The sequence below is a fragment of the Spirosoma aerolatum genome, assembly GCF_002056795.1.
GTDB classification, from domain to species: Bacteria; Bacteroidota; Bacteroidia; order Cytophagales; family Spirosomataceae; genus Spirosoma; species Spirosoma aerolatum.
On sequence record NZ_CP020104.1, the window covers coordinates 5,072,724 to 5,095,304 of the forward strand.

The 22,581-nt window shown below is 49.1% G+C and carries 19 protein-coding genes; 11 read left to right on the forward strand and 8 right to left on the reverse strand.

Annotated features, from left to right (window positions below):
- The first annotated feature begins 60 nt into the window (after positions 1 to 60).
- Positions 61 to 1,608 carry a GH3 family domain-containing protein gene (locus tag B5M13_RS21070; RefSeq protein WP_080057534.1) on the forward strand — a complete coding sequence of 516 codons (1,548 nt, stop codon included), beginning with the start codon at positions 61 to 63 and terminating at the stop codon, positions 1,606 to 1,608.
- A 76-nt stretch (positions 1,609 to 1,684) separates the two neighbouring features.
- Here B5M13_RS21070 and B5M13_RS21075 read toward each other — a convergent pair whose 3' ends face one another.
- Together B5M13_RS21075 and B5M13_RS21080 are read right to left on the reverse strand one after the other, a co-directional pair.
- Positions 1,685 to 2,323 (reverse strand): LysE family translocator, encoded by a 639-nt coding sequence (locus B5M13_RS21075; protein ID WP_080057535.1) that lies wholly within the window; start codon positions 2,321 to 2,323, stop codon positions 1,685 to 1,687.
- A 116-nt stretch (positions 2,324 to 2,439) separates the two neighbouring features.
- Positions 2,440 to 2,988: an NUDIX domain-containing protein gene (locus B5M13_RS21080; protein WP_080057536.1), complete on the reverse strand. Its 549-nt coding sequence runs from the start codon at positions 2,986 to 2,988 to the stop codon at positions 2,440 to 2,442.
- Positions 2,989 to 3,223: 235 nt separating this feature from the next.
- On the opposite strand from B5M13_RS21080, the gene B5M13_RS21085 reads away from it, so the two are divergent.
- On the forward strand, positions 3,224 to 3,850 hold the full coding sequence (locus tag B5M13_RS21085) for a hypothetical protein (RefSeq protein WP_080057537.1): 627 nt from the start codon (positions 3,224 to 3,226) through the stop codon (positions 3,848 to 3,850).
- 31 nt (positions 3,851 to 3,881) lie between these two features.
- Here the strand turns inward: B5M13_RS21085 and B5M13_RS21090 are convergent, their stop codons facing one another.
- Positions 3,882 to 4,874 (reverse strand): amidohydrolase family protein, encoded by a 993-nt coding sequence (locus B5M13_RS21090; protein ID WP_080057539.1) that lies wholly within the window; start codon positions 4,872 to 4,874, stop codon positions 3,882 to 3,884.
- Between the two features lie 238 nt (positions 4,875 to 5,112).
- Here B5M13_RS21090 and B5M13_RS21095 point away from each other — a divergent pair, with 238 nt between their 5' ends.
- Both B5M13_RS21095 and B5M13_RS21100 read left to right on the forward strand, forming a co-directional pair.
- Positions 5,113 to 7,263: a glycoside hydrolase family 31 protein gene (locus B5M13_RS21095; protein ID WP_080057540.1), complete on the forward strand. Its 2,151-nt coding sequence runs from the start codon at positions 5,113 to 5,115 to the stop codon at positions 7,261 to 7,263.
- A 106-nt stretch (positions 7,264 to 7,369) separates the two neighbouring features.
- Complete coding sequence (locus B5M13_RS21100; protein WP_080057542.1) at positions 7,370 to 8,392, forward strand: cation diffusion facilitator family transporter; 1,023 nt, start codon at positions 7,370 to 7,372, stop codon at positions 8,390 to 8,392.
- Between the two features lie 22 nt (positions 8,393 to 8,414).
- Here the strand turns inward: B5M13_RS21100 and B5M13_RS21105 are convergent, their stop codons facing one another.
- The 4 genes from B5M13_RS21105 to B5M13_RS21120 form a co-directional block, all read right to left on the reverse strand.
- On the reverse strand, positions 8,415 to 9,077 hold the full coding sequence (locus tag B5M13_RS21105) for a Uma2 family endonuclease (protein ID WP_080060019.1): 663 nt from the start codon (positions 9,075 to 9,077) through the stop codon (positions 8,415 to 8,417).
- Between the two features lie 64 nt (positions 9,078 to 9,141).
- Complete coding sequence (locus B5M13_RS21110; RefSeq protein WP_080057544.1) at positions 9,142 to 11,550, reverse strand: TonB-dependent receptor; 2,409 nt, start codon at positions 11,548 to 11,550, stop codon at positions 9,142 to 9,144.
- On the reverse strand, positions 11,544 to 12,584 hold the full coding sequence (locus B5M13_RS21115) for a DUF4249 domain-containing protein (RefSeq protein WP_080057545.1): 1,041 nt from the start codon (positions 12,582 to 12,584) through the stop codon (positions 11,544 to 11,546). Before B5M13_RS21115 ends, B5M13_RS21110 begins: the two co-directional genes overlap by 7 nt.
- Positions 12,585 to 12,644: 60 nt before the next feature.
- Entirely contained in the window at positions 12,645 to 13,916 is a 1,272-nt protein-coding gene (locus B5M13_RS21120; RefSeq protein ID WP_245859417.1) for a Kelch repeat-containing protein, read from the reverse strand.
- Positions 13,917 to 14,348: 432 nt separating this feature from the next.
- Here B5M13_RS21120 and B5M13_RS21130 point away from each other — a divergent pair, with 432 nt between their 5' ends.
- From B5M13_RS21130 to B5M13_RS21150, 5 genes are all read left to right on the forward strand, one after another.
- On the forward strand, positions 14,349 to 15,359 hold the full coding sequence (locus B5M13_RS21130) for a YheT family hydrolase (protein ID WP_080057548.1): 1,011 nt from the start codon (positions 14,349 to 14,351) through the stop codon (positions 15,357 to 15,359).
- Positions 15,360 to 15,366: 7 nt separating this feature from the next.
- Positions 15,367 to 15,627, forward strand: a complete 261-nt coding sequence (locus B5M13_RS21135; protein ID WP_080057549.1) for a nucleotidyltransferase family protein — start codon at positions 15,367 to 15,369, stop codon at positions 15,625 to 15,627.
- A 28-nt stretch (positions 15,628 to 15,655) separates the two neighbouring features.
- Positions 15,656 to 17,560, forward strand: a complete 1,905-nt coding sequence (gene serA / locus B5M13_RS21140) for a phosphoglycerate dehydrogenase (RefSeq protein WP_080057551.1) — start codon at positions 15,656 to 15,658, stop codon at positions 17,558 to 17,560.
- Positions 17,561 to 17,650: 90 nt separating this feature from the next.
- Complete coding sequence (locus tag B5M13_RS21145; protein WP_080057552.1) at positions 17,651 to 19,582, forward strand: hypothetical protein; 1,932 nt, start codon at positions 17,651 to 17,653, stop codon at positions 19,580 to 19,582.
- A 10-nt stretch (positions 19,583 to 19,592) separates the two neighbouring features.
- Positions 19,593 to 20,669, forward strand: coding sequence for an aminotransferase class V-fold PLP-dependent enzyme (locus B5M13_RS21150; protein WP_080057554.1), 1,077 nt, complete (start codon positions 19,593 to 19,595; stop codon positions 20,667 to 20,669).
- Positions 20,670 to 20,735: 66 nt separating this feature from the next.
- Here the strand turns inward: B5M13_RS21150 and B5M13_RS21155 are convergent, their stop codons facing one another.
- The gene (locus tag B5M13_RS21155) at positions 20,736 to 21,236 is read right to left on the reverse strand and encodes a DinB family protein (protein WP_080057555.1); all 501 of its coding nucleotides are present in this window, start codon (positions 21,234 to 21,236) and stop codon (positions 20,736 to 20,738) included.
- Positions 21,237 to 21,443: 207 nt separating this feature from the next.
- On the opposite strand from B5M13_RS21155, the gene B5M13_RS21160 reads away from it, so the two are divergent.
- Complete coding sequence (locus tag B5M13_RS21160) at positions 21,444 to 21,893, forward strand: DUF4920 domain-containing protein (protein ID WP_080057557.1); 450 nt, start codon at positions 21,444 to 21,446, stop codon at positions 21,891 to 21,893.
- Between the two features lie 57 nt (positions 21,894 to 21,950).
- Positions 21,951 to 22,382 carry a hypothetical protein gene (locus B5M13_RS21165; protein WP_080057558.1) on the forward strand — a complete coding sequence of 144 codons (432 nt, stop codon included), beginning with the start codon at positions 21,951 to 21,953 and terminating at the stop codon, positions 22,380 to 22,382.
- Positions 22,383 to 22,581: the final 199 nt, after the last annotated feature.

Sequence of the window (22,581 nt, forward strand, 5' to 3'; positions counted from 1 at the left end):
TAGGATATATCGCTCCAACCTACCATACATCATATATCCTACATTATACATCAACAAAATATGGCTCTTTTAGGAAGTTTGCTCAAAAGTGGTATTCGGCTAACGAATGCCGTTCGGTTACGGAAAACGAATCCGTTCAGTCAGCAACGAAAAGCCTTTCGTAAACTCATTCAGAAAGCCCAGTTTACGGAATTTGGCACGACCTTTCATTTCAATGAATTGCTCCGGGCGGTCGAGTTTGGTGCCCACCATGAGTTCTACGAGAAATTCAAGACGAATGTACCTATCCACGACTATAACAAAATGTTCGATGGCTGGTGGAATCGCACACTAGCTGGCGAACGAAACATTACCTGGCCTGGACGGGTAAAATATTTTGCCTTAAGCTCGGGAACATCCGAAGCCTCTACAAAATACATTCCGGTAACGAAAGCCATGTCGAGGGCTATTCAGCGGGCTAGTATCCGGCAAATTTTGACATTGGGCAAATACCAGAACCTCCCGGCTACACTCTACGAAAAAGGCTATCTGATGCTGGGAGGCAGCACCAATCTGAATGCTCGCCAGGGGCATTTTGAGGGCGATCTGAGTGGGATTACAGCCAGTCAGATTCCGTTCTGGTTTCAGCGATTTTATAAGCCGGGTAAAGAAATAGCTCAGGAACGCGACTGGGCGCTGAAGCTGGACGAAATCACAGAGCAGGCAGCCGACTGGGATATTGGCTATGTGGTGGGCGTTCCGGCCTGGATTCAGTTGCTGATGGAGAAAATCATTGCCCGGTATAATGTAAAAACCATCCATGACATCTGGCCCAACTTAATGGTATTTGGCCATGGTGGCGTTTCGTTCGAGCCCTATAAGGCAGGCTTTGAGAAACTGCTCGCGCACCCCATTACTTACATCGAAACCTACCTGGCATCCGAAGGCTTCATTGCGTTCCAGACGCACCCCAATGCCGAAGGTATGCAACTAGTACTGAACAACGGCTTATTTTTCGAATTTATCCCCTTCAACGAAAAGAACTTCTCACCCGATGGCGAACTGGTGGAAAATCCCCAAACGCTCATGATCGATGAGGTTGAGGAAGGTAAAGAATATGCGCTGTTGATCTCGACCTGTGCGGGTGCCTGGCGTTATCTCATCGGGGATACGATTCGATTTGTCGATAAAAGACAGGCTGAGATCGTAATTACAGGCCGAACGAAGCACTTTCTGAGCCTGTGTGGCGAACACCTTTCTGTTGATAACATGAATAAAGCGATTGAACTGGTGTCGCAGGAATTGGGGATTTCGGTGCGTGAATTTACTGTGGCCGGGGTAGCGCATGGTACGCTCTTTGCTCACGACTGGTACATCGGAACCGACGATCACGTAGACCCTAACCTACTCCGCGACCGTATCGACGATAAACTCAAAGAACTCAACGACGATTATGCTGTTGAACGCAAACATGCCCTAAAAGATATTTCGGTGACTGTACTGCCCGCCAAAACCTTTTACGACTGGATGGAATCGCGAGGCAAAATGGGCGGCCAGCACAAATTTCCCCGCGTGCTAAAAAAAGGACTGGTGAAGGAGTGGGAAAACTTTTTAAAGAGCGAAAGATAGAAAGAGTGAAAGAGCGAATGGCTGTCGCAAGCTTTTTTCGCTCTTTCACTCTTTCTATCTTTCGCTCTTTAACTTCCTACCAATTCATTGCCTTCGATAGGGGCTCCAGCAGGCGCGTGTAGGCGATGTTGGCGGCCCCAATCAGGAAAACTACGCCAGTAGTGCGGTTGAAAATCTTAACAACACGGGGCGTAAACAACCGCTTGAGTCGGTTGGCATAATAGGCCAGCGCTGTCTCGGTACTAAAGACACCTACCAAAGCCGCAATCATAAAGGCATACTGCTGAGCATCGGAATAATGCAGGTGCGACCGAATATAGGCCACGATAGCTACCCAGGCTACAAAGTTGACGGGATTGAGGGCGTTCAGAAAAAAGCCCGTTGTGAAATAGTAGACAAAATTGCCCAAACGGGTTTTGGGATAGGCCAGCCGGGGCGTTCCTTTCATAATGTTCACCAGCCCCAGAGCTACTAAAAAAATCACCCCAACGATAGCCATGAGATTTTCGAAACCCTGTACTTTGGGGATAAATGAAGTCCCGATAAGGGCCGCAATGACGAATATAATATCGCCTACAATAACACCAAACACCATCTTTAGCCCCGATCGAAATCCATTATCGACGCTATTCTGAATCAGCGCAAAAAAGACAGTTCCGAAGGTCAGGCACAGCGCAACGCCCAATAAAAAACCAAAGAGAATGGGTAAGAACACAGGATGTGAAAAAGTTTACGATTTACAGTTTACGGCTCATTACTTACAGGGCTTTGACGCACGTTCCTGGCGCATCAAAGCCCTGTAAACTGTAAACCATAAACGATAAACTGTGTTTAAATTCCCCGCAACCGGGCTACAATCAGCAGGCCACTAACACTGAGTGAATCCGTAATCTGACTGCTCATAACCATATTGACGGCCTCGGCCAGTGGCAGTTTCCAGACGCGCAGATCTTCGGTTTCTTCAGGTTCATGTTCGCCCTGTACCAGTTCCTCGGCAATGTAGAGAAAACCTTCTTCGTCAGTCGCGGAGTTCGAGGTATGAATACGGGCTATTTTGGTCCATTTTGCGGCTTCCAGGCCCGTTTCTTCTTTTAGTTCACGCTTGGCCGAATCGAGTGGATCGGTGCCGATTGGACAACCACCTTCGGGAATTTCCCAGGAATATTCATTCAGTGCATAGCGGTATTGCCCAACCAGATACGTATTTCCTTCGCTGTCGATTGGGACTACCCCGATGGCTTTGTTTTTAAAACTGACCACGCCGTAAATACCGGGTGTTCCGGCGGGGGTGATCACCTCTTCATGACGAATCGTTAACCAGGGATTTTCATATTTGACCGACGAATTAAGTGTCTGCCAGGGATTTTCGGTTGTTTCCATAGAAATAAAAGCGACAGAGGTGCTTACCCTCTCCAGGCTTTTTCAGCTTGCCGATAGTCGAATTGTGCCGTAAAAAGTTGCTAAGTTAACCCCTTTCGGCCATTCGTCCTGATCTTCCCCCCTTTTTCCGAACAACAGGCAGCTTATATACATGAAGGATTATTCTTAAGTTTATAGGAGGTGCTCTAAAATCGTTTATCTTCGGGTTGCTTCTTAACCCAACAACCTTCTGCTTATGAAACAGGGCCTACCAGCGTTACTAAGCCTATATCTATTGGCAGGAGGCTTTTCCTGTTCGGACTCGCCCCCCTCCCCTCCTAAATCGTCAACCAGCCAGGCGTTACCAATTACCCCTGCTTCTACCGAAGCAAGTAAAGGAGTAGCCATGTATATTGCCTTCCCTCAGAAGAATAACCAGGAGAACTGCCAACTTGACCTCACCAAGCTTACATTAATAGGCAAGCCCTTGACTGAATCTGACATTGCGTATTATGACCAAAGTGCTGCTCTTTTCAAATTGAACGTTTCTCTGTATGACTGGCTATGGGTAGGCACCAACACCGTTGCCGCTGATTCCATAAATCGGAACTATACAAGCCGTTGCATTACGTTAATGCTGGATGGGCAGCCCGTTTTTGGCGGTATTGTCTTAAGCGATTGTAGTAGTACCATCAGTTGCGCTTATAATAATCCGCCTTACTTTAATGTCCCATGCCTGCCTCCTCTACCCACTGGAGCGGCTTCCCGCCCTGAGGAATCCTACCAGTTAACGGTAGCCCAAAACCAACGTCCTTCCCCTTCCACGAATCTGGGCGACCCATTGCTCAGTCGGTTGAAAGCAGTGGGTAAATTAAGAAACTAGGCCAAGTATGGAGGATATGGCTTTCCCCTGACTACTTTAACGTATTGGCGTCCAGCCGGAAGAAGCGAACGGCATTATTGAACAGAATATCTCGCTTCTGATCGAACGACAGATAGTCGGCATTTTCGATCACACTAATCGACGCTTCGAATAGCTTGGGCCACATCATAAAATCGGTGCCGTACAGAATCCGTTTGCCAAAACCAGCCTGCACCAATCGCTTCAGATAGGCATGGATTTCAGCCTGCGGATAACTCCAGATAAAACCCGCCAGATCGACATACACATAGGCATTGGCCCCCATAAGAGCAATCATTTCGTCCAACATCGGATAGCCAGCATGCATCACCCATATTTTCAGTTTCGGGTGCCGGGCCAGCACATCTTCGAGCAGGAACGGGCGTCCCAGTGAAGCGCGGTATTTCGCCTGCGTCAGGTTGGCCATACCATTTCCTCCCGTACCCATATGGATACCAACGGGGATATTCAGTTTTTCAGCGGCTGCAAAGTAGCCATCCAATGACATATCGCTTGGCGAAAGGCCCTGATACTGTGGAGCTACTTCGCCCATCACTTTATAAAAACCGGACGATAGCGAATCGGTGAAGGCTTGTACACTCATTTCATTGGGCGAGCTAACCCCAATACCCGGAATAACCCGATCGGGAGCCGCTTTTTTCCATTTCCGTAAGATCTGCGGATCGCCATAGGCAACAATAGTCATGTTAAGCCGCTCCATCGTAGCGAGGACTGCTTTTTGCATTTCTTCATCCGACTTGGCCGGTTGTAAGGGGTCTACGCAATCTGTATTCAGGAAGGCCCGCATCTGTAGATTCTGGGTTGGGTCTCCTCCGGGCATATCCCGCAGGAACCACGGGCACATTTCGACGGCAAACCCAGGACTTACTTTCATCGCGTGCACATGGACGTCGATGATCGGTAATGGTCGCTTTGGCGGAGTCGTTTGGGCCAAAGCACAACTTACTGTCAAAAGGGCAACAACGAACAGAGCACTTTTTTTCATAGAGAACAGGACTATAACATCGTTAGGAACGGATTATTCAGGCGCTAAAAATCAGCAATAGTACCTTTACGTCAAAAGTACATAAAGACTCATTATGTAAAAACAACGCAAAGACATTTAGTAGATTAAATTTTCGTCGTTTCTCTCCTGCTCGGCCACTACACATTGCGAGCGGGCCAATTTGAGTAGCCGTAAACTCCAACTCGCTTATCATGATCAATACAATCCGTATATCCCTATGCCCCGACGATTACTTAGCCTATTGATGCTGATAAACCTGTATTCTGGCTTAGCCGTAACCGCTCAGCCAACAGACTTTCGATGGGAATCAGTTGCTCCCGGTGTCTGGAAAGCCATTGTAGGACAGCCGGACCGAATCACACCGTTGGCCGTAGCAGGTATTACACCTCGTATCGACCGATTGAAATCATTAGGCGAACCTGCATTCCCGAACGCACTGGCCGGAAGTAGCCATCAGTTGGTCGATGGAAAAACCTATCTGCGCTTTCCTTTACAGAAAGAGGAGCAACTGTTTGGCCTGGGCCTTAACTTCAAAACCGTCCAGCAACGGGGGCAAATCAAAACCCTGCATGTCGATCATTACAATGGAAAAGACAATGGACGAACGCATGCTCCGGTACCTTTCTATGTGTCCAGCCTGGGTTATGGGGTGTTGATCAACTCGGCGCGATACATCACCGTGTATGCCGGTACAGCCGTTCGAACCGACAGCCCAAACCTCCCACCCGAAAAAGACCGGAACACCCAACGCGACTGGAGCGCCCAGCCTTATTCCGATGCAGTCGAAATACTAATCCCGGCTTCCGGTTCCGACGTATACGTCTTTGCGGGCCGTACGCCCATGGAGGTTGTCCAGCGGTATAATCTGTATAATGGCGGTGGGGTGTTACCACCAAAATGGGGTCTGGGCTTCACGCATCGAACCCCAACGCTGTTTTCCGACAAACAGATTCTGGCTGAAGTAGCCGATTTCGAAGCCAGAGGGTACCCACTGAGTTTTGTCGGGCTGGAACCTGGCTGGCAATCCCGCTCCTATCCAAATAGTTTTGTCTGGGACAGTACCCGATTTCCAAAGCCGCAGCAATTTCTGGACACCCTAAAGCAAAAGGAGATTCGGGCCAATTTATGGATCAACCCCTACGTTTCGTCGCATTCGCCCATTTTTAAGGACATCCTGCCGTATACGGGCTCACATATGGTTTGGGTTGGGCGCGTGCCCGATTTTACGTTTCCGAAAGCACAGGCATTATATAAACAGTTATTTACCCAGCAACACCTGTCGATAGGCATTTCGGGGTATAAAGTCGATGAGGTCGATGGATACGATCATTGGCTCTGGCCGGATGTAGCTACGTTTCCGTCGGGGATTCCAGCCGAGCAGATGCGCCAGATTTACGGGTTACAATTCCAGAAAATGACCGATACCTGGTTTCGGGAACGTAATCAGCGAACGTACGGACTGGTTCGAGGCTCCAATGCTGGGGCTTCGGCGCTGCCTTACGTGATCTATAACGACTACTACGACCACCACGACTTCATTACGGCCCTATGTACCAGCAGCTTTATCGGTGTGTTATGGACTCCCGAAGCACGTTCATCCAAAACATCGGAAGAATGGCTCCGGCGGATGCAGTCGGTTTGTTTTTCGCCAATGGCCATGCTAAATGCCTGGGCCGATGGGACTAAACCCTGGACATTTGCCGATGTAGCGCAGGACGTTAAAGAAGTCATGCAGCTTCGCATGCAGCTACTCCCCTATCTGTACACCACCTTCGCGCAATACCATTTCGACGGAAAACCACCCATCCGCGCCATGCACCTTGTAGATGGATTTTCGGCCGTTTCGCAAACGACAGAAGGGCGGTTGAATTCGACCGATAACCCCTACGCCATGGCCGCTACCAAAGACCTGAATGACCAGTTCATGCTTGGCGATTATATGTTGGTAGCACCCATGTTTGCCGGTCAATCCAAACGGACGGTATGGCTGCCTGCGGGTAAATGGTATGATTTCTATACCGGGCAATTGGTGGGTGAGGCTCAGCTTATCGAAATTAGCCCCGGCCTTTCACGGATTCCGTTGTTTGTAAAAGATGGCGGAATTATTCCCATGCTTCCACCCCGGCTGCATACCCCCAACAAGCAGGAGACACTTTCCCTGACGGTACGCCATTATGGAACCCAAGAAGCGAGCTGGTCACTTTACGATGACGACGGCGAAACCTACGACTACGAACGGGGTGTATTCACCTGGACACCTTTAACCGTAAAGCGGGATCGACAAGGTAAACTCGTCGGTAGCTGGAGTCGGCCCAGAACACCCAACTTTCATTATTCATCTATCAACTGGCAATTCATGACCCCGTAGCAGACCGTCTTTCCGATAACCAAATCCTTTCCTGGTGGCTAATATACCCGGCAATCCGCGTCAAAACCGTTATCTTTGTTGTTTCTAACAAGCTAAAAATGGCCTCATGAGTGCCAGTCAACAAACAAAATACCGCTGGATGGGCATCTCGCTGGGGCTGAGTATTACCCTGCTGATTCTAAAGTTCACGGCTTACTTTTTAACGTATTCAACGGCGATTCTGTCGGATGCGGTCGAATCGATTGTAAACGTGATTGCTAGCGGATTTGCCTTTTATAGCATCTATCTGGCCGGGCAACCGCGTGACCTGAACCACCCATACGGACACGGGAAAATCGAATTTCTGTCGTCCGGTTTCGAGGGGGCTATGATCCTGTCGGCCGGGATTGTCATTATCTGGCAGGCCATTCTGAGTTATTTTGAACCTAAAGTGTTAACCAATCTCGACTGGGGCTTTGTCCTGGTAGGCATTACGGCGGCAGCCAATGCGTTTGTCGGCTGGATGCTCATCCGTTCGGGTCGGCAAACCGATTCGGCAGCCCTCACGGCCGATGGCAAACACCTGCTCACAGATACATTTAGTAGTATTGTCGTCATGGTGGGCGTGGCCCTGGTGGCGCTCACGGGTCAACATTGGATCGATAGCACACTGTCGTTAGGCATATCGTTGGTAATCATTTACAACGGTTTCCAGATTACCCGCCAGTCGGTAGCCCGGCTCATGGACGAAACCGACATCCCGACCATGAACCGGGTGGTTGAGTTGCTCAACACCAACCGGGATCGCAACTGGATCGATGTCCATAACTTACGTGTACAGAAATACGGGGCCGACCTCCACATCGACTGCCACCTGACCCTCCCCTATTACTGGGAGTTGACCCGGGTACACGATGAGGTACACCATTTCGAGGATACGTTGAAGGATGGGTTTGACGCTGAAGTAGAAATCTTTGTGCATACGGACCCCTGTATGCAGGATTGTTGCCATTACTGCCAGGTTGCCAACTGCCCGGTGCGGGGGTCGGCGTTTATCAGCGATGTGGAATGGACGGCCGAAAACCTCCGGCTGAATCAGAAGCATTTTGTGCCACCAACCATACTGACCAATCCCGGTCTGGCATCCTAAAGCCCTGACTGTTTAGTTTTGCTCAGTTGATGAGCAGATTTCGCAGGGCAAGGATGTTTGCCGTTTCATCGAATACAGCCCGAACCGGAATCGAAAAGCCTGATAATGTTTGGCTGGTAATAGTCTCTTTCAACCCAAACAATCCCGTCAATGCGTATTCCAGCGTATCGGCATCAATGCCATACTGCTCAATAGTTCGGCGTAGCGGGTCAATGATCCAGTATTCAGCTACACGATGAGCTGCATAATCGGCAAACTTGATTTCGCGGTCAATTTTTTCGGTACTCTTCGATAACACTTCGACCACCAGATCCGGGGCGGGATAATAGAGCTGATCGGGCATAATCTGCGCAGCCTTGGCGGGTCCAAAATAGCAAATGTCTGGCTCGTAGCTATTGCGCGTCAGTTCAACTAGTGCTTTTTCAGCCCGAACATACCCTAACTGGCGGTCATTTACATAAACAGTCAGCAACGTAGCCAATAGTAGCATTGCCGAGTTGTGGCGGTCCAGAGCCGGTGAATGCACTACGACTTCACCATTGATAAACTCAGCTTTTTTATCTTCGTCCAGCCATTCATAAAAAGCATACCGTTTCTTGCGCTCCTCATCCAGAATAGCCTGCACTTTCTGAAGAATAAGCGGGGCCTGGGGAGCATCTAAAATTTGCAATAGTAGTTCAGACATGGCTAAGCGGGCATTTACCAAAGATAACGATTTATCGCCCATTCTATACAACGACGACCCGCTATTACCAGTTAAAATTCCAGCTCAACGACGGAATAATCGTCCCGAAAACAGAAAGCTGGTAGCTTTTGGTCGTAGTATTTACACGCTGGAAATAAATGGAATACGGGTTCTTACGGGCGTAGACATTGTAAAACGAAAAGGCCCAGTTGCTGTATCGGCGCTGTCCCGTCGTTCGGCGGCCATCTTTCGTAAACGATACATCCAGCCGATGGTAATCAGGAATCCGGTCAACGTTTCGCTGCGAATAGTCCAGCACTTTTGTGCCATTGAGCCGGTACGTACCATCGGGATAGGTAGTTGGCCGCCCACTGGTATACACGAAATTAGTGCCGAACGTCCAGCCCCGGCTCCATTTCCACTGGGTTGCAATGGTCAGGTTATGCGGCCGGTCGAACGTGGATGGATACCAGTTACCTCCGTTAATCTGTACGCTGGCATAGGGGCTTGGCACCCGCGCCAATGTACGCGAGTAGGTATAAGCCACCAGCCCGGTCAGTAGGCCACGCGTTTTCTGGATACTCACTTCCACTCCATAGGCACGCCCCTGCGCCCGTAACAGATCGGCATCCAGCGTCGGATTGAGCAATAAAGTAGCCCCGTTACGGTACTCGACCAGGTTTTCAAGGGTTTTATGGTATACCTCCACCGACATTTCGTAGGCATTATCCAGAGCATTATGAAAGTATCCTATCGCAAACTGATCGGCTACCTGCGGAGGTACCAGTCCGTCACTTACTTTCCAGAAATCGACGGGCGAAATAGCCGTTGTATTGGAAATCAGGTGCAGATACTGCCGGGTTCGGTTATAGCTGATTTTCAACGAACTATTCTTTGTTACGTTGGCTCGGATAGTTAACCGGGGCTCCCAGCCGCCGTATTTTGCCAGCGACTGCCCACTCCCAAAATGCAGGGTATCGGTTATACTCTCGCGGGTACGGGGTTGCCCTTCGGCATATGTATAGGCCACTCCTGGCCCCACATTCGTAAACTGCGCATACCGAATACCCGCCTGCACCGATACTACGCGGGTAGGCGTCCATTCTTCCGATACGTACCCCGCCCATTCACGCGCCTGTTCGGTTGGCAAGGTTATGTTGATAATGGTTGAATTAGTCCCCGTCGGGCTGATGGCTCCCGGAAGCAGCTGATAGCCCGTCAATGAACTGCCAAACTCAATCCGATGCGCTGCCGTTGGGGTCCACAAACCATCGAAACGGGCATCGCGCTGGCGGATGGTTGACTGATAGCGGTAGGTATTGAAACTGGTTAGACCATCCAGAAAAAACCGATAATCGCTTTGCGTAGCATTCAGATTAAACGAAAGATGCGGACTCAAACGCTGACTCCAGCGGGCTGTAAACAGTGTCGATTGCGTTGTATAGAGTGTGTCTTGCGGGAATTTGAACGTGTCATAACTCCGATAGGCGGTTGCGGATACCTGGCTATTTTCGTTAATCCGATACGTCAGCCGACCGTTGAGATCATAGAAAAACGCTCGATCTTTATTCGTTGGAGCCGGGAATAAACCAAGTATAAATGAGGGATAAGCGATCCGCCCCCCCGCCAGAAACGTTAGCTTTTTATTCCGACTTGCGGGTCCTTGCACCAACAATCGGCTGGTTAATAAACCGATACCGCCCGTTACGCTGATCCGCTCGGTTTCGCCCGCTTTGGTGTTCATCAGCAATAAAGACGACAATCGTCCGCCATATGCCGCTGGGATACCTCCTTTGTAGAGTGTTACATCCTGAATGGCATCGGCATTCAGGTTGCTCAGCAAACCCAGCATATGGCTCGTATTAAACAACGGGGCCCCATCCAATAGTACCAGATTCTGGTCTGTGCGTCCTCCGCGCACATTGAATCCTCCGGCACCCTCACCTACGGTACTGACACCCGGTTGTAAAGTCAACGCTTTCAGAATATCGACTTCACCAAATACCACTGGAATGTTACGCAGGTTTTTCATATCCAGCCGCACCACACTCATCTGCGTAGCCGATACATTGGCATCGGGCGTCCGGCCCGTTACATTTACCTCGTCCAGTTGGCGTGTATCCGGGTTCAGGGCCACTTCCAGCCGTATCGTATTCCGTCCAACCTCCAGAAACCGGCTCCGCGAATAATATCCAACCGCTGAAAAGGTCAGATTGTAGGCACTGGGCAACACCTGCATACTAAAAGCGCCTGTACTGTCGGTAGTGGTGCCTGCCCCCTGCTTTTTATCATAAATTGATGCGTTGGCTATCGGTTTGCCCGTCACCCCATCGTTGACCTGTCCATAAACACGAAATCGAATCTGAGCCTGCGTAAACCACCCACTAAGTAGTAGCCAGACCAGTAGCCCACAGCGAATGGCCTTTTTTCCATCTCCCGACAACGTAGCCTTGCCTTTCGTTTGATTTACCATCCTGCTGGTACGTCTAGTTGAAACTGAGGGAAATTCGACCCGCAGTCGCCGGGTGGAATAAAGGACTTGTTCAGGCGGTTGAGGAACTTATCATAGCCAATCGTATCGCCTGGAATAACCAACCGTTGTTTACTGACGGCCGAAGCCCCAAAATACCCTAGTGCCAATATGGTCGTATCGGCCTGTAGATGCACATTACCCTCAATAGAAGCCGGTTGAGGGTCGAACAAGGAACCGGTACGACTACGCTGCTCTTCAAAATGTGTCCAGTATTGATAAGCTGCCCGGCTCAGTGAATATTGCCTGACCTCAACATATTGCCTGCCGACGGCATAGACTGGCGAATTGAACACCGAGCGGTGGCTGATGCGGTTGCCATTGATCAGTGCATCGGATAATACACTGGTCAACTGACTAAAGTAAGGCACCCAGCAGGAACAGGTGCTACAGACTGTAATAGACCCAACAGGGGGGTGTTTGGGATCATAGCTCGTCCAGCGGGGTACATAACTATAAGTCGACCACCGATAATAATCACCCGGTGTAGCCGGATCACGGGTATCAATCAGGACATTGTACAGGTCAGGCTGACCAGAATAACCCTCCGACTGCCGATACTCAGCATAAACCCGTTCGATTGGCGCTACAGGAGCCAGCAGCTCCGGCGAGGAAACATAAATACGGCCGTCGGGTAGGACAATCTTCAACGTATACCGATGACCTGGCTGACCTCGAAAAGCCGGATCGCGCACCCAGTAATACGATGGCAGTAGCGGGTCCTGTTCCAGCGTTACAGTTCGCTCACCATTATCCGTAATCGTAACGATGGCCCCATTGATTATCAGTTCTTCCGGGAAAAGGTTTCCCGACGAATAGGTTCCTGAAAAAGTCAGTTTAAACGGATACGGTGGCGCTTCATCCGTAATAAATCCATCCACCACCAATCGGGGTTCGACTTGACGAATCGGCAATTGAACCTCATCCACACAGGCGATCAGGAAAATAAAAACACCAGCTAGTAACAGGTTTCGCATATATCAATAACAAACAGATCCATACTACCAGGGCATCCTACGCTTTTCACGATCAACGAATTAGGGTACAAACTCCCAGAAATCGGTACAACCTACCAGCCGGTGGCTCGACGAACCTACCTCCGTCTGGCTTTCGTATCCCCAACCTAGATACGCCCGCTTAGGCCCGCTCCACACCACCAGATAGCGATTACCCTCCCCCGGGTAATCGGTCAGATACTGCCATTTATCCGTAGCCGGGTCATACTGCCAGATGTCACGCAGGCCACGCTGGTCATTTGCTGTACCTAAGCCAAAGTATCCTTTTCCATTCACCGAAAACCCAGTTCCCCTTGATCGCTGCGTACCAGGGAAATCGGCTTTCCGTGTCCAGGTGTCCTTTTGCGAATCGTAGGCGAACAAATGGGGTTGGCTTCCTAACACCTGATTGACCACATAGCCCGTTTCGCCCAGGCTAAACGTCGCCATAACGCCTGGTTTTTCGGGCAAGGGAGCGCGAGCTTCCTGATCGAACTGAGCATAAATACCACGCATGGCCGGTGAGCCATTATTAGTCAGAAAAAACGCCCATTCAGTGGTGGTAAAATACACCACTTCGCCATCTTCGCCCTGATAATACGGAAATACCCGGCTGCCCCCAGCCGGAAAAATGGCGTATAAATCCCGTGAATAAATGTACTTACCAGGAAACAGATCGTCGGTCTGGTAGCCCATCCCATAGAAATACGATCGGTCGACATTGTGGTAATAAAGTACATACTCGATCAATCCCCGGCGAAGCGTCAGATAAGGCGGAGTATAATCGTACCAGGTATTTAGCTGATAGTTAAACAAGGCACGCTGCCAGGTTTCGGCATCCACATACCGCGTGACCTGTACGGTACTCCCCGTTCGATCCAGATCCGAAACGAAGCTGACAATCGACCCGGTAAAATCACCACTATTGAACGGCAACTGAGCCAGTCGCTTCCACGGATTATAGGTCGTATGCGTATACGTTCGCTCAAGGGTAAGGCTATCTTTCTGATTATAGCGAAAGCCCAGTCGCAGCGTATAGGTTTGCCCCGGATTTAAGTCTGACAACCGAAATATAGTCAGACTAAACGGATCATAAACCTGTTCCTCGACCGAGTTTAGGGCTAATACCGTACCTGATGCGGTCTGAGCGGTCAATCGCCAGTCGGTTGGTTTAATGACCGAAGTTAGCTTAACGATCACCTCGGCGGTAGTCGATCCAATCGGCTGTACCGATACCAGAGCCGCCTGTGATGGTAAAACCACTTTTGTGTTTACAACTTGGGCTGGTTCAGGAGTTTTTGAACAGCAAGTCATCCAAAACACGGTTAGCCCAAGCAGCCAACATCTTAACCGATTATTCACTGAAAGGTGTTAGATATATGATCTTCATGCAATATAGGGTCTCTAAAAGAATGATTAGTAATAAAATAATTTTTCTTTATCGAAATAGTTGTATTAAATCTTTTTATTTGCCAATTTTGACTCACTTGCTGCTGACGCGGCATCCATCATTGCTTTTTTCAATTCAGGTTGTATTCAATGGGAAAGGCTGGCCGCACTACGACCAGCCTTTTTATTTTGATACGTTCACATTCGTTCAGCATAGAGTTACTATCAATACCGAATTGGCAATAGAATCGGGCAAACAATAAAACAAAACAAACCAATCGCCCTATTTTTTTGAATTTACCAGGTTTCTAAGCGGTAGAACGCTTACCTTTGCGGCTTCAATCGCCCGCGTGTGCAATGCCGCTGATTGCCCCATCCAGCTATGAGCCGCCCGCCCGTTTGTGGAACGGCCACCTACAAACCATTATCCCCTCGCTGTTTCGCAAGGTATCGGTTGCTTACGTCCGCGAACGTATCGAAACTCCCGACGATGATTTTCTGGATCTTGATTGGGCAAAGGCAATGGATAATGATCAATGGATAATGAATAATGAAAAGGCTGCTATTGTCCATTATCCATTAGTTATTCTCTCCCATGGTCTGGAAGGCAGCTCGACGAGCCCGTATCTGGCAGGCATGGTCAGGCAGTTGACTAATCATGGATTCGATTGCCTGGCCTGGCATTATCGGTCGTGCAGTGGCGAAATGAATCGCCAGCAACGTTTTTACCATGTTGGTGAAACCAGCGATCTGAACTTTGTGGTTAACTATGCCCTCACGAAAGGCTACACAACCCTGTATCTGATGGGGTTCAGCGCAGGTGGCAACGTGACCTTGAAATACCTCGGCGAACAAGGCGGTGCAATCAATCCAGCTATCAAAAAATCTGTTGTTTTCTCGGTTCCCCTCGATCTGATGGGCTCAGCCCGACGGCTGGAGCAATGGGATAGCTGGGTATATAACTACCGATTCAATCGGACACTAAAGCGGAAAGTTTTGCAGAAAGCAGAAGTGATGCCGGGTGTTTTTCCGACCGAAGCTGTTCGAAAAGTTCGGAGCGTTCGAGAGTTCGATAATACCTTTACGGCACCTATGAACGGCTTTCGGGATGCACTGGACTACTATACGCAGAGTAGTTCGCTTCAGTTTATTCCGAATATTGCGATACCCACGCTGATTATCAATGCGAAAAACGACCCGTTTCTTTCGCCCGAATGTTTCCCAGAATCGTTGGCCCGGGAACTACCCAACGTCTGGATGGAGTTTCCAGAGCAAGGGGGGCACTGTGGCTTCCCCGACAGGCACAGCAGCCTTCAGGGTACCTACTGGTCGGAAAAGCGAGCGCTCGAGTTTTTAACAAAATTATAGTCCTGGTATGATACCTTATCAAGTAGCTATACAGCAATATTTTAACTCTCAACCAGTTAAGAGAGCTTATTTATTTGGCTCACAAGCTCGAGGAGAATCTACTCAGGAAAGTGATGTTGATATTTTGGTTGAATTGGAGCCAAAGGTATCTTTATTTGACTTCGTGCGAATGAAGATACAGTTAGAAGAACTTCTGCATGTATCCGTCGATCTGGTTTCTGCCAATACCGCTTCGAGTAAAACTGGAATTCTTATTACAACAATTTAATAAAGAGTCGGAATAGATTCTCAAATTCATGCTCACCAAACCATTGGAACAGACGTACTACATCATTGATTTCGACAGTACCTTCACAAAGGTAGAGGCCCTCGACGTGCTGGGCGAAATCTCACTCATCGGCCGACCCGACCGGGAGGATGTACTCAACGAAATTAAAGCCATTACCGACCGGGGCATGTCGGGCGAGATTTCGTTTACCGAATCGCTCAATCTACGGCTGAACCTGCTCAAAGCACATCGCGATCATCTTCCGGCGCTCATCGACAACCTGATGGGCAAAATCTCCGACTCGTTTCAGCGCAACAAGGATTTTCTGACCGAAAATGCCGAGAACATTTACGTTGTATCGAACGGATTTAAAGAATTCATCGTGCCGATTGTCACGTCGCTGGGGGTTCTGGCCGACAATGTGTTTGCCAATACGTTTGTGTTCGATGAAAGCGGTGCCATTATTGGTTTCGACCCTGAAAATCCACTGTCGGCCAATGGGGGCAAATCGCAGGTGATTCGAAACCTGAATCTGGATGGCGAAGTGTACGTGCTGGGTGATGGCTATACAGATTATGAAATCCGGGCATCGGGGCTGGCGAACCGTTTTTATGCCTTTACCGAAAATGTGATGCGACCCCGAGTAGTCGAAAAAGCGGATCACATTGCCCCTTCGCTCGATGAATTTTTATACCATAATAATTTGAACCGCAGTCAATCCTATCCCAAAAGCCGAATCAAAGTACTGCTGCTGGAAAACGTCCACCCCGTAGCGGTTCAGCTCTTCGAACAGGAAGGCTTCAACGTCGAAATTCGAAAAGGAGCACTGGATGAGGAGGAACTCATCGAAGCCATTCGCGACGTATCGATCCTGGGTATCCGTTCTAAAACCAACGTGACTGCCCGCGTCCTTGAACACGCTAACAAACTGATGACAGTCGGCGCATTCTGTATTGGTACCAATCAGATTGACCTTGACGCCTGCACCCGGAAAGGGATTGCGGTGTTCAATGCCCCTTATAGCAACACACGTTCGGTAGTCGAACTGGCGATTGGTGAGATCATTATGCTGATTCGGAGCATTGTTCCGAAAAGCAACCTGATGCACCAGGGCGGCTGGGATAAGTCGGCAAAGAATAGCTTCGAAGTGCGGGGTAAAAAACTGGGACTGGTCGGTTATGGCAACATCGGTACGCAGTTATCGGTTGTGGCCGAAGCCCTGGGCATGGAGGTGTACTTCTACGACATCGTGGATAAACTAGCCCTGGGAAATGCCCGCAAATGCAAATCGCTGGATGAACTGCTGGCCATTGCCGATATTATCAGCCTGCATACAGACGGACGCAAGGAAAACAAAAATCTGATCAGCTACCGGGAGTTCGCACTCATGAAAGCTGGGGTTATTTTCCTGAACCTGTCGCGGGGTCATATTGTAGATGTTCCGGCTCTGGTCGATGCCATTGAGCGGGGTAAAGTGGCGGGTGCGGGCGTCGATGTGTTTCCGCACGAACCCAAAACTAACAATGAAGAGTTTGTTAGTGCCCTTCGAAACTTACCGAACGTAATTCTGACTCCGCACATCGGTGGCAGCACCGAAGAAGCCCAGGAAAACATTGGCAATTTTGTACCAGGCAAACTGCTCGAATATATCAACAATGGCAGTACGTATGGCAGTGTCAATTTCCCGGAACTTCAGTTGCCGCTGCTCAAAGGCGCACACCGACTGCTCCACATTCACGCCAACGTACCGGGTATTCTGGCAAAAATGAACTCAATTTTCGCCAAATACCACATCAACATTCACGGCCAATACCTCAAAACCAACGAGCAGATTGGGTATGTGATTACAGACGTTGCGAAAGAATATGCCGAGGAAGTTGTCGATGAGCTGAAGAAAATCGACAATACAATCAAGTTTAGGCTTCTCTACTAATATGGGAGTAAGGCAAAAAGGAGGAAGGGAAGAATAAAAAGCTACCGGCCTCCTTTTTGCTTTACTCCCTTTCTCTTTTCTTCCTCTTTTATGCCCAATAACTACTTTCAACCTTCCTCATTCGAATCACGTTATGCGCAATGGATATCACCCGGTAGAGTAGCCATATGCTTCGCAGGATTAGCCCTGTTGTATGGCATATTTTTTATCCGAAATTTCAGCGGCCCTCTGGCCAGTATGGTTCCCAGCGATACCGACCAATGGGATTACATTGGTTATTATTTCGCTAAGAATCTGTCGTTCATCCCATTCCCCCATCTGGATCTGCTGAACGATAAAACCTTCTACCCCTACGGTACCAACCACGTTTTTCAGAGCTGGGCTTTTGAACAGGATTACTGGTACGCAGGCTGGTATCTGTTTCTGGGCAATGGTCCCTGGCTGAACATCTATTACCTGATTAGTCTGTTTCTGCTCAGTTTTGGGCCCTATGCATTGCTTCGGCACGATTACGGGGAATTCCGGGCCGCATTGGCAGGTTTGTTTGTCTGCTTCTTCAATTTTTACGCGCTCAACAAATATCCGGGTCACTTCACCCATGCGGTCATCCACTGGACGGTGCTTTGCATCTTAACCGATTTTCTGCTAACCCGGCGGGTTGTGTTGCAGGAACGAGTAAGTCTCCGGTTCCTGCTCCTGAAAATTCTTCTGGTCCTTTTAAGCCTGGGCCACGACCTAACCTATATGGCAGGGTACGCATTAAGTTCATTTACTATCAATGCGTTGTTTGTAAGCGGACTACTAGGCTGGCGATTGGTTCGAAGCCCGCAAAAACCGGGTGAGCAAATCAGGAATTTATTGGCCACCTGGCGTGTAGAGCTGCAAAAGCCGCTCATTCCAATTCTATTGGTATTAACCACGCTGCTGGTTAGCTTTCTTTACCTGCCGCTGCTGCTCGAAATCGTGCAGCAAACGCAGTTATTTGTTTTTAAAGACCGTTTTGCCAATGGGCATGGCTGGGTACATCCGCTCCGGTTGCTGGCTCCTTACTTACCCGGATTTGATCCGGTTATCGATCCATTGGGCAGGTATCTAAAGGATATGCCCGAAGGTTATGGGGCAGGAAGTGCCGGCTGGTTTCTACTTTTTCTGGGCCTTCTGGGTTTCTGGACCACCCGAAAACCTATTCGCTGGGCGTATGTCCCCCTCCTTATCTTTGGCCTGATACATGCCCTCTATCACCCGATTCGAATCCCTACGCTCCAAATTTTCCCCTGGGATCGATTTAACCGGATGCCTTCGCGGGTTACCATCACTTACCCGGTTATCCTGGTCATCTTTGCCTTGCATTGGAGTGGTCGCATTCGCCCTGTTGTTTTCGGTCTATGGCTACTGGTTGGGCTTATTGAGGCTGTCAGCGTGTATCAATATCGCTATAGTCAGCAACCGTATTATTATTCCGACTCATTCAAGGCGTACATCGACCGCATTCAGCAACAACCCGGTGAAGCCATTTTAGACTGGCCTTTCTGCCTGATTGGTGGCAATTCGGTTGGTTTGCCGGAAGGACTTTGTCCGTTATATAATCGAACGAATATGCTCTATGCGCTTCAGCGCTTTCACAATAAGAAAACAATCGGTCATTATTTCGGCCGGTTGCACGAGTCGCAGATCAAACCCTTTATTCAGGCGGGCTGGCCTACCTTGCTGAATCATCCGGACACGTCGAGTATCTGGGAGGCCAAGCAACTGACCACCTGCCTGACCGATGACCAATGGCGTTTTTTTAAGGAATTCTATGAGGCCAATGACTTCGCCGGTATCAATCTTTGCATAGATTTGCTGCCTAAATCATGCATAGATTTGTTTTATAAACAGATGGGTCGGCCAGTAGCTGCTACTGAAGTGCCTGGGGCCGGTCGTGTCGTATTCATCCCCAAATCAGCCGTTATGCGGCAAAAAGTCAATCGCTTACTAGGTCAGTCAGTACGGTTTCCCTGCGGCTGTCCACTCAATCCCTAATTCAATTATTATGCCTCAAACGTACTTTACGCCCGGCCCTGCCGAACTCTATCCAACGTTTTACAAGCATTTGCAAACGGCTATGGATGAGCAAATTGGCTCGATTTCGCACCGTAGCCAACGGTTTCGGGACCTCTATAAGTTCGCTGACGAGCAGCTTCGGACGTTGCTGAGCATTCCGGCCACGCATGGTATTTTTTTTACGGGCTCGGCCTCCGAAGTGTGGGAGCGTATGCTGTTGAACTGCGTTGAGTTTGAGAGTTTTCACCTCGTCAACGGCTCATTCTCGCAGAAGTTTTACGACTACGCCAATGCGCTTCACAAACACGCACAGGTGTTCGAAAAGCCGTTTGGCGAAGGATTCGACGCAGCCGAAATTCAGGTTCCTGAGTATGCCGAGGTTGTCTGTCTGGCGCATAATGAAACATCTTCGGGTGTGCAGATGAAAACCTCCGAAATTCATAAGCTCAAACGCAAATACCCGAAAAAGCTATTCTGCGTGGATATGGTTTCGTCGGCCCCCTACCCCGATCTTGACTTCAGTAGTATCGATTCAGCTTTCTTCTCGGTGCAGAAAGCCTTTGGTATGCCTGCTGGTCTGGGTGTCTGGATTGCCAGTGAAGGTTGTCTGGCTAAAGCCGAGCGCTTGCAGAAGTCCGATTCGCTCACTATTGGTGCCCATCATACGCTGCCAACGCTCTGGAAACATTATAAAACGTTTGAAACGCCAGCTACGCCAAACGTACTGTTTATCTATTTGCTGGGCAAGATCGCCGAAGACTTCAATCGGATTGGTATCGATACCATTCGGAAGCAGACCGAAGAAAAGGCAAAAATGATTTATAAATTCATTGACAACTCCGATGCCTTTGAGGCTTTTGTTAAGCAGGAGCGCCACCGCTCGCAAACTGTCGTTGTTGCCACCACTCAAAAGCCGTCTGCCGACGTCATTGCAGGTGCCAAAGCCGCGAATATGGTCGTAGGCAGTGGGTATGGAAAGTTCAAGGAAAGCCAGATTCGGATTGCCAATTTCCCGGCCACTTCGGCCGATCAGGTAGCCGCTTTACTGGAGCAGTTGCAACGGTAGTTCATTTACCCAGTGCGAATCGCAGAAAACCTTGCGATTCGCACTGGTTTATAGTAACGGCGTTATTTATAACCGGTTAAGGTGATGTTGGGTGTGAATGCTGATAAAGTAAAGCATTTCCCGCACAGTCAGTTTGCCCAATGCCGGATGAGGCATACAATACGCATCCAATTCCTGTTCCGCCCAGCTTTTTATTGCATTGTTTACAGCCTTATACATCGCTGTAAATCGATCAATGACAACCTGTTTTTCGACATCCATATCCTCAGGCCGGGGAACGAAAGGCGTTGGCGCTTTCATGCCTGTGGAAAGCACAGCGTTATACTCCGCAGCAAGCTGGTCGTAGAGTTTGGGCAGATGATCAGCTTTCCCCCATTGAGCCAATACTTCACGTGGGCCAGTCATTACTTTAACAACAGGCCGGGCCGATAGGTACAGATGCTGCATCACATCAGCTACGGACCATTTATCGCCGATATGACGCTGAAATTCCTCTTCCGATAATCGGTTAGCCACATCGACAAATGCCTGACAATCGGCGGTAATTCGTTCTGAAATCGTTTGCATAGCGTTTTCTTCACCCCTAGCCCCCCTCCCGTTTTGGGAAACGAGAACTAAGCAGGCTTTCACTTATTTTTCTAATTGATGGTCAAAGTAATAAAGTCTATGCTATAATTTACAAAGCGGTGTTGTATGCGAACTGTAGCATTGACCAGCGGATACCACAAAAAGTCGTACTTTTGACGAACACTCGTTCATCAAAATAACACAGTAATGAAACACTTCCTGCTTACCGCGTTTTTGCTTACCGCTTCGATCGGCGTCTTCGCGCAAACCAGCTTCCATGGCAAAAAAATTACAGAGACCGGCGCCATTCCAGCTACTCAGCTAGCCAATAAAATGGGCGACAAACCACAAATGCCAGCTAAAGTAGAAGGTACGGTTGAGTCGGTCTGCAAAGTAAAAGGCTGCTGGATGAAGCTGAAAACGGCCGATGGTCAAACCATGCGCGTCACGTTTAAAGATTACGGCTTCTTTGTGCCAAAAGATATTGAAGGCAAAACCGTGGTTGTTGAAGGATTGGCCGAAACCACCACTACGCCCGTAGCCGACCTGCGTCACTACGCACAGGACGCTGGAAAGTCGAAGGAAGAAATCGAGAAAATTACCCAGCCCGAAAAAGCGCTGACATTTGTTGCCGATGGCGTTATCGTAAAAAGATAATCGGCTCCTACAACCCTTTTTTTAGTTCTTGAGTCTTGCTAAAAAAAGGATTATAGTATGATACAGTTAAAGAAAAAGCTTTCTGGTTTACTCTTCGTTGGAACACTTGTTTTTGCTGCTTGTCAACATGCCAACACCGACCCTACTGATCAGGTATCGTTAGGGCTTCATCAATCAGCCCGGATCGGTTCCGACGTAACCGTTCGGGTCGATTCCATTCAGGACAGCCGCTGTCCAGCCAATGCCACTTGTATCTGGGCAGGCCAGGCAAAGGTTAAAATGCTGCTATCGAACGATCGGGATTCTACCACCGTTCGATTAGCCCTGGGTGCCGATCCCGGTGTGAGTAACAACAAACGTCCTGATTCAACGAATGTAACGCTCAGTAGTCAAACCTATAAAGTGATCCTGCGTGAAGTAAACCCTTATCCAGGCACGACACCAAGCAATCAGCCTCAAACGGCGGTTGTGCAGGTCACGAAGCTATAGGCGCTCAGACCTTACCCGATGAGTAAAAATCAGAATCAATGAAGCGACTCCTGATTATTGGAACCATTGTCTTTTCGGCTTGTCAATCCAATGACACGCTACCAGCCAATCAGGTATCAGTGAGGCTTCATCAATCAGCCCGACTGAGTTCTGATGTTACAGTTCGCGTTGATTCTATATGGGACAGCCGCTGCCCAAA

Excerpts from the sequence above, each read along its gene's own strand:
- B5M13_RS21070 (WP_080057534.1), top strand. The coding sequence starts at position 61 with ATGGCTCTTTTAGGAAGTTTGCTCAAAAGTGGTATTCGGCTAACGAAT.
- B5M13_RS21080 (WP_080057536.1), bottom strand. The coding sequence starts at position 2,988 with ATGGAAACAACCGAAAATCCCTGGCAGACACTTAATTCGTCGGTCAAA.
- B5M13_RS21085 (WP_080057537.1), top strand. The coding sequence starts at position 3,224 with ATGAAACAGGGCCTACCAGCGTTACTAAGCCTATATCTATTGGCAGGA.
- B5M13_RS21090 (WP_080057539.1), bottom strand. The coding sequence starts at position 4,874 with ATGAAAAAAAGTGCTCTGTTCGTTGTTGCCCTTTTGACAGTAAGTTGT.
- B5M13_RS21095 (WP_080057540.1), top strand. The coding sequence starts at position 5,113 with ATGCCCCGACGATTACTTAGCCTATTGATGCTGATAAACCTGTATTCT.
- B5M13_RS21100 (WP_080057542.1), top strand. The coding sequence starts at position 7,370 with ATGAGTGCCAGTCAACAAACAAAATACCGCTGGATGGGCATCTCGCTG.
- B5M13_RS21105 (WP_080060019.1), bottom strand. The coding sequence starts at position 9,077 with ATGTCTGAACTACTATTGCAAATTTTAGATGCTCCCCAGGCCCCGCTT.
- B5M13_RS21110 (WP_080057544.1), bottom strand. The coding sequence starts at position 11,550 with ATGGTAAATCAAACGAAAGGCAAGGCTACGTTGTCGGGAGATGGAAAA.
- B5M13_RS21115 (WP_080057545.1), bottom strand. The coding sequence starts at position 12,584 with ATGCGAAACCTGTTACTAGCTGGTGTTTTTATTTTCCTGATCGCCTGT.
- B5M13_RS21120 (WP_245859417.1), bottom strand. The coding sequence starts at position 13,916 with ATGACTTGCTGTTCAAAAACTCCTGAACCAGCCCAAGTTGTAAACACA.
- B5M13_RS21130 (WP_080057548.1), top strand. The coding sequence starts at position 14,349 with ATGCCGCTGATTGCCCCATCCAGCTATGAGCCGCCCGCCCGTTTGTGG.
- B5M13_RS21135 (WP_080057549.1), top strand. The coding sequence starts at position 15,367 with ATGATACCTTATCAAGTAGCTATACAGCAATATTTTAACTCTCAACCA.
- serA (WP_080057551.1), top strand. The coding sequence starts at position 15,656 with ATGCTCACCAAACCATTGGAACAGACGTACTACATCATTGATTTCGAC.
- B5M13_RS21145 (WP_080057552.1), top strand. The coding sequence starts at position 17,651 with ATGCCCAATAACTACTTTCAACCTTCCTCATTCGAATCACGTTATGCG.
- B5M13_RS21150 (WP_080057554.1), top strand. The coding sequence starts at position 19,593 with ATGCCTCAAACGTACTTTACGCCCGGCCCTGCCGAACTCTATCCAACG.
- B5M13_RS21155 (WP_080057555.1), bottom strand. The coding sequence starts at position 21,236 with ATGCAAACGATTTCAGAACGAATTACCGCCGATTGTCAGGCATTTGTC.
- B5M13_RS21160 (WP_080057557.1), top strand. The coding sequence starts at position 21,444 with ATGAAACACTTCCTGCTTACCGCGTTTTTGCTTACCGCTTCGATCGGC.
- B5M13_RS21165 (WP_080057558.1), top strand. The coding sequence starts at position 21,951 with ATGATACAGTTAAAGAAAAAGCTTTCTGGTTTACTCTTCGTTGGAACA.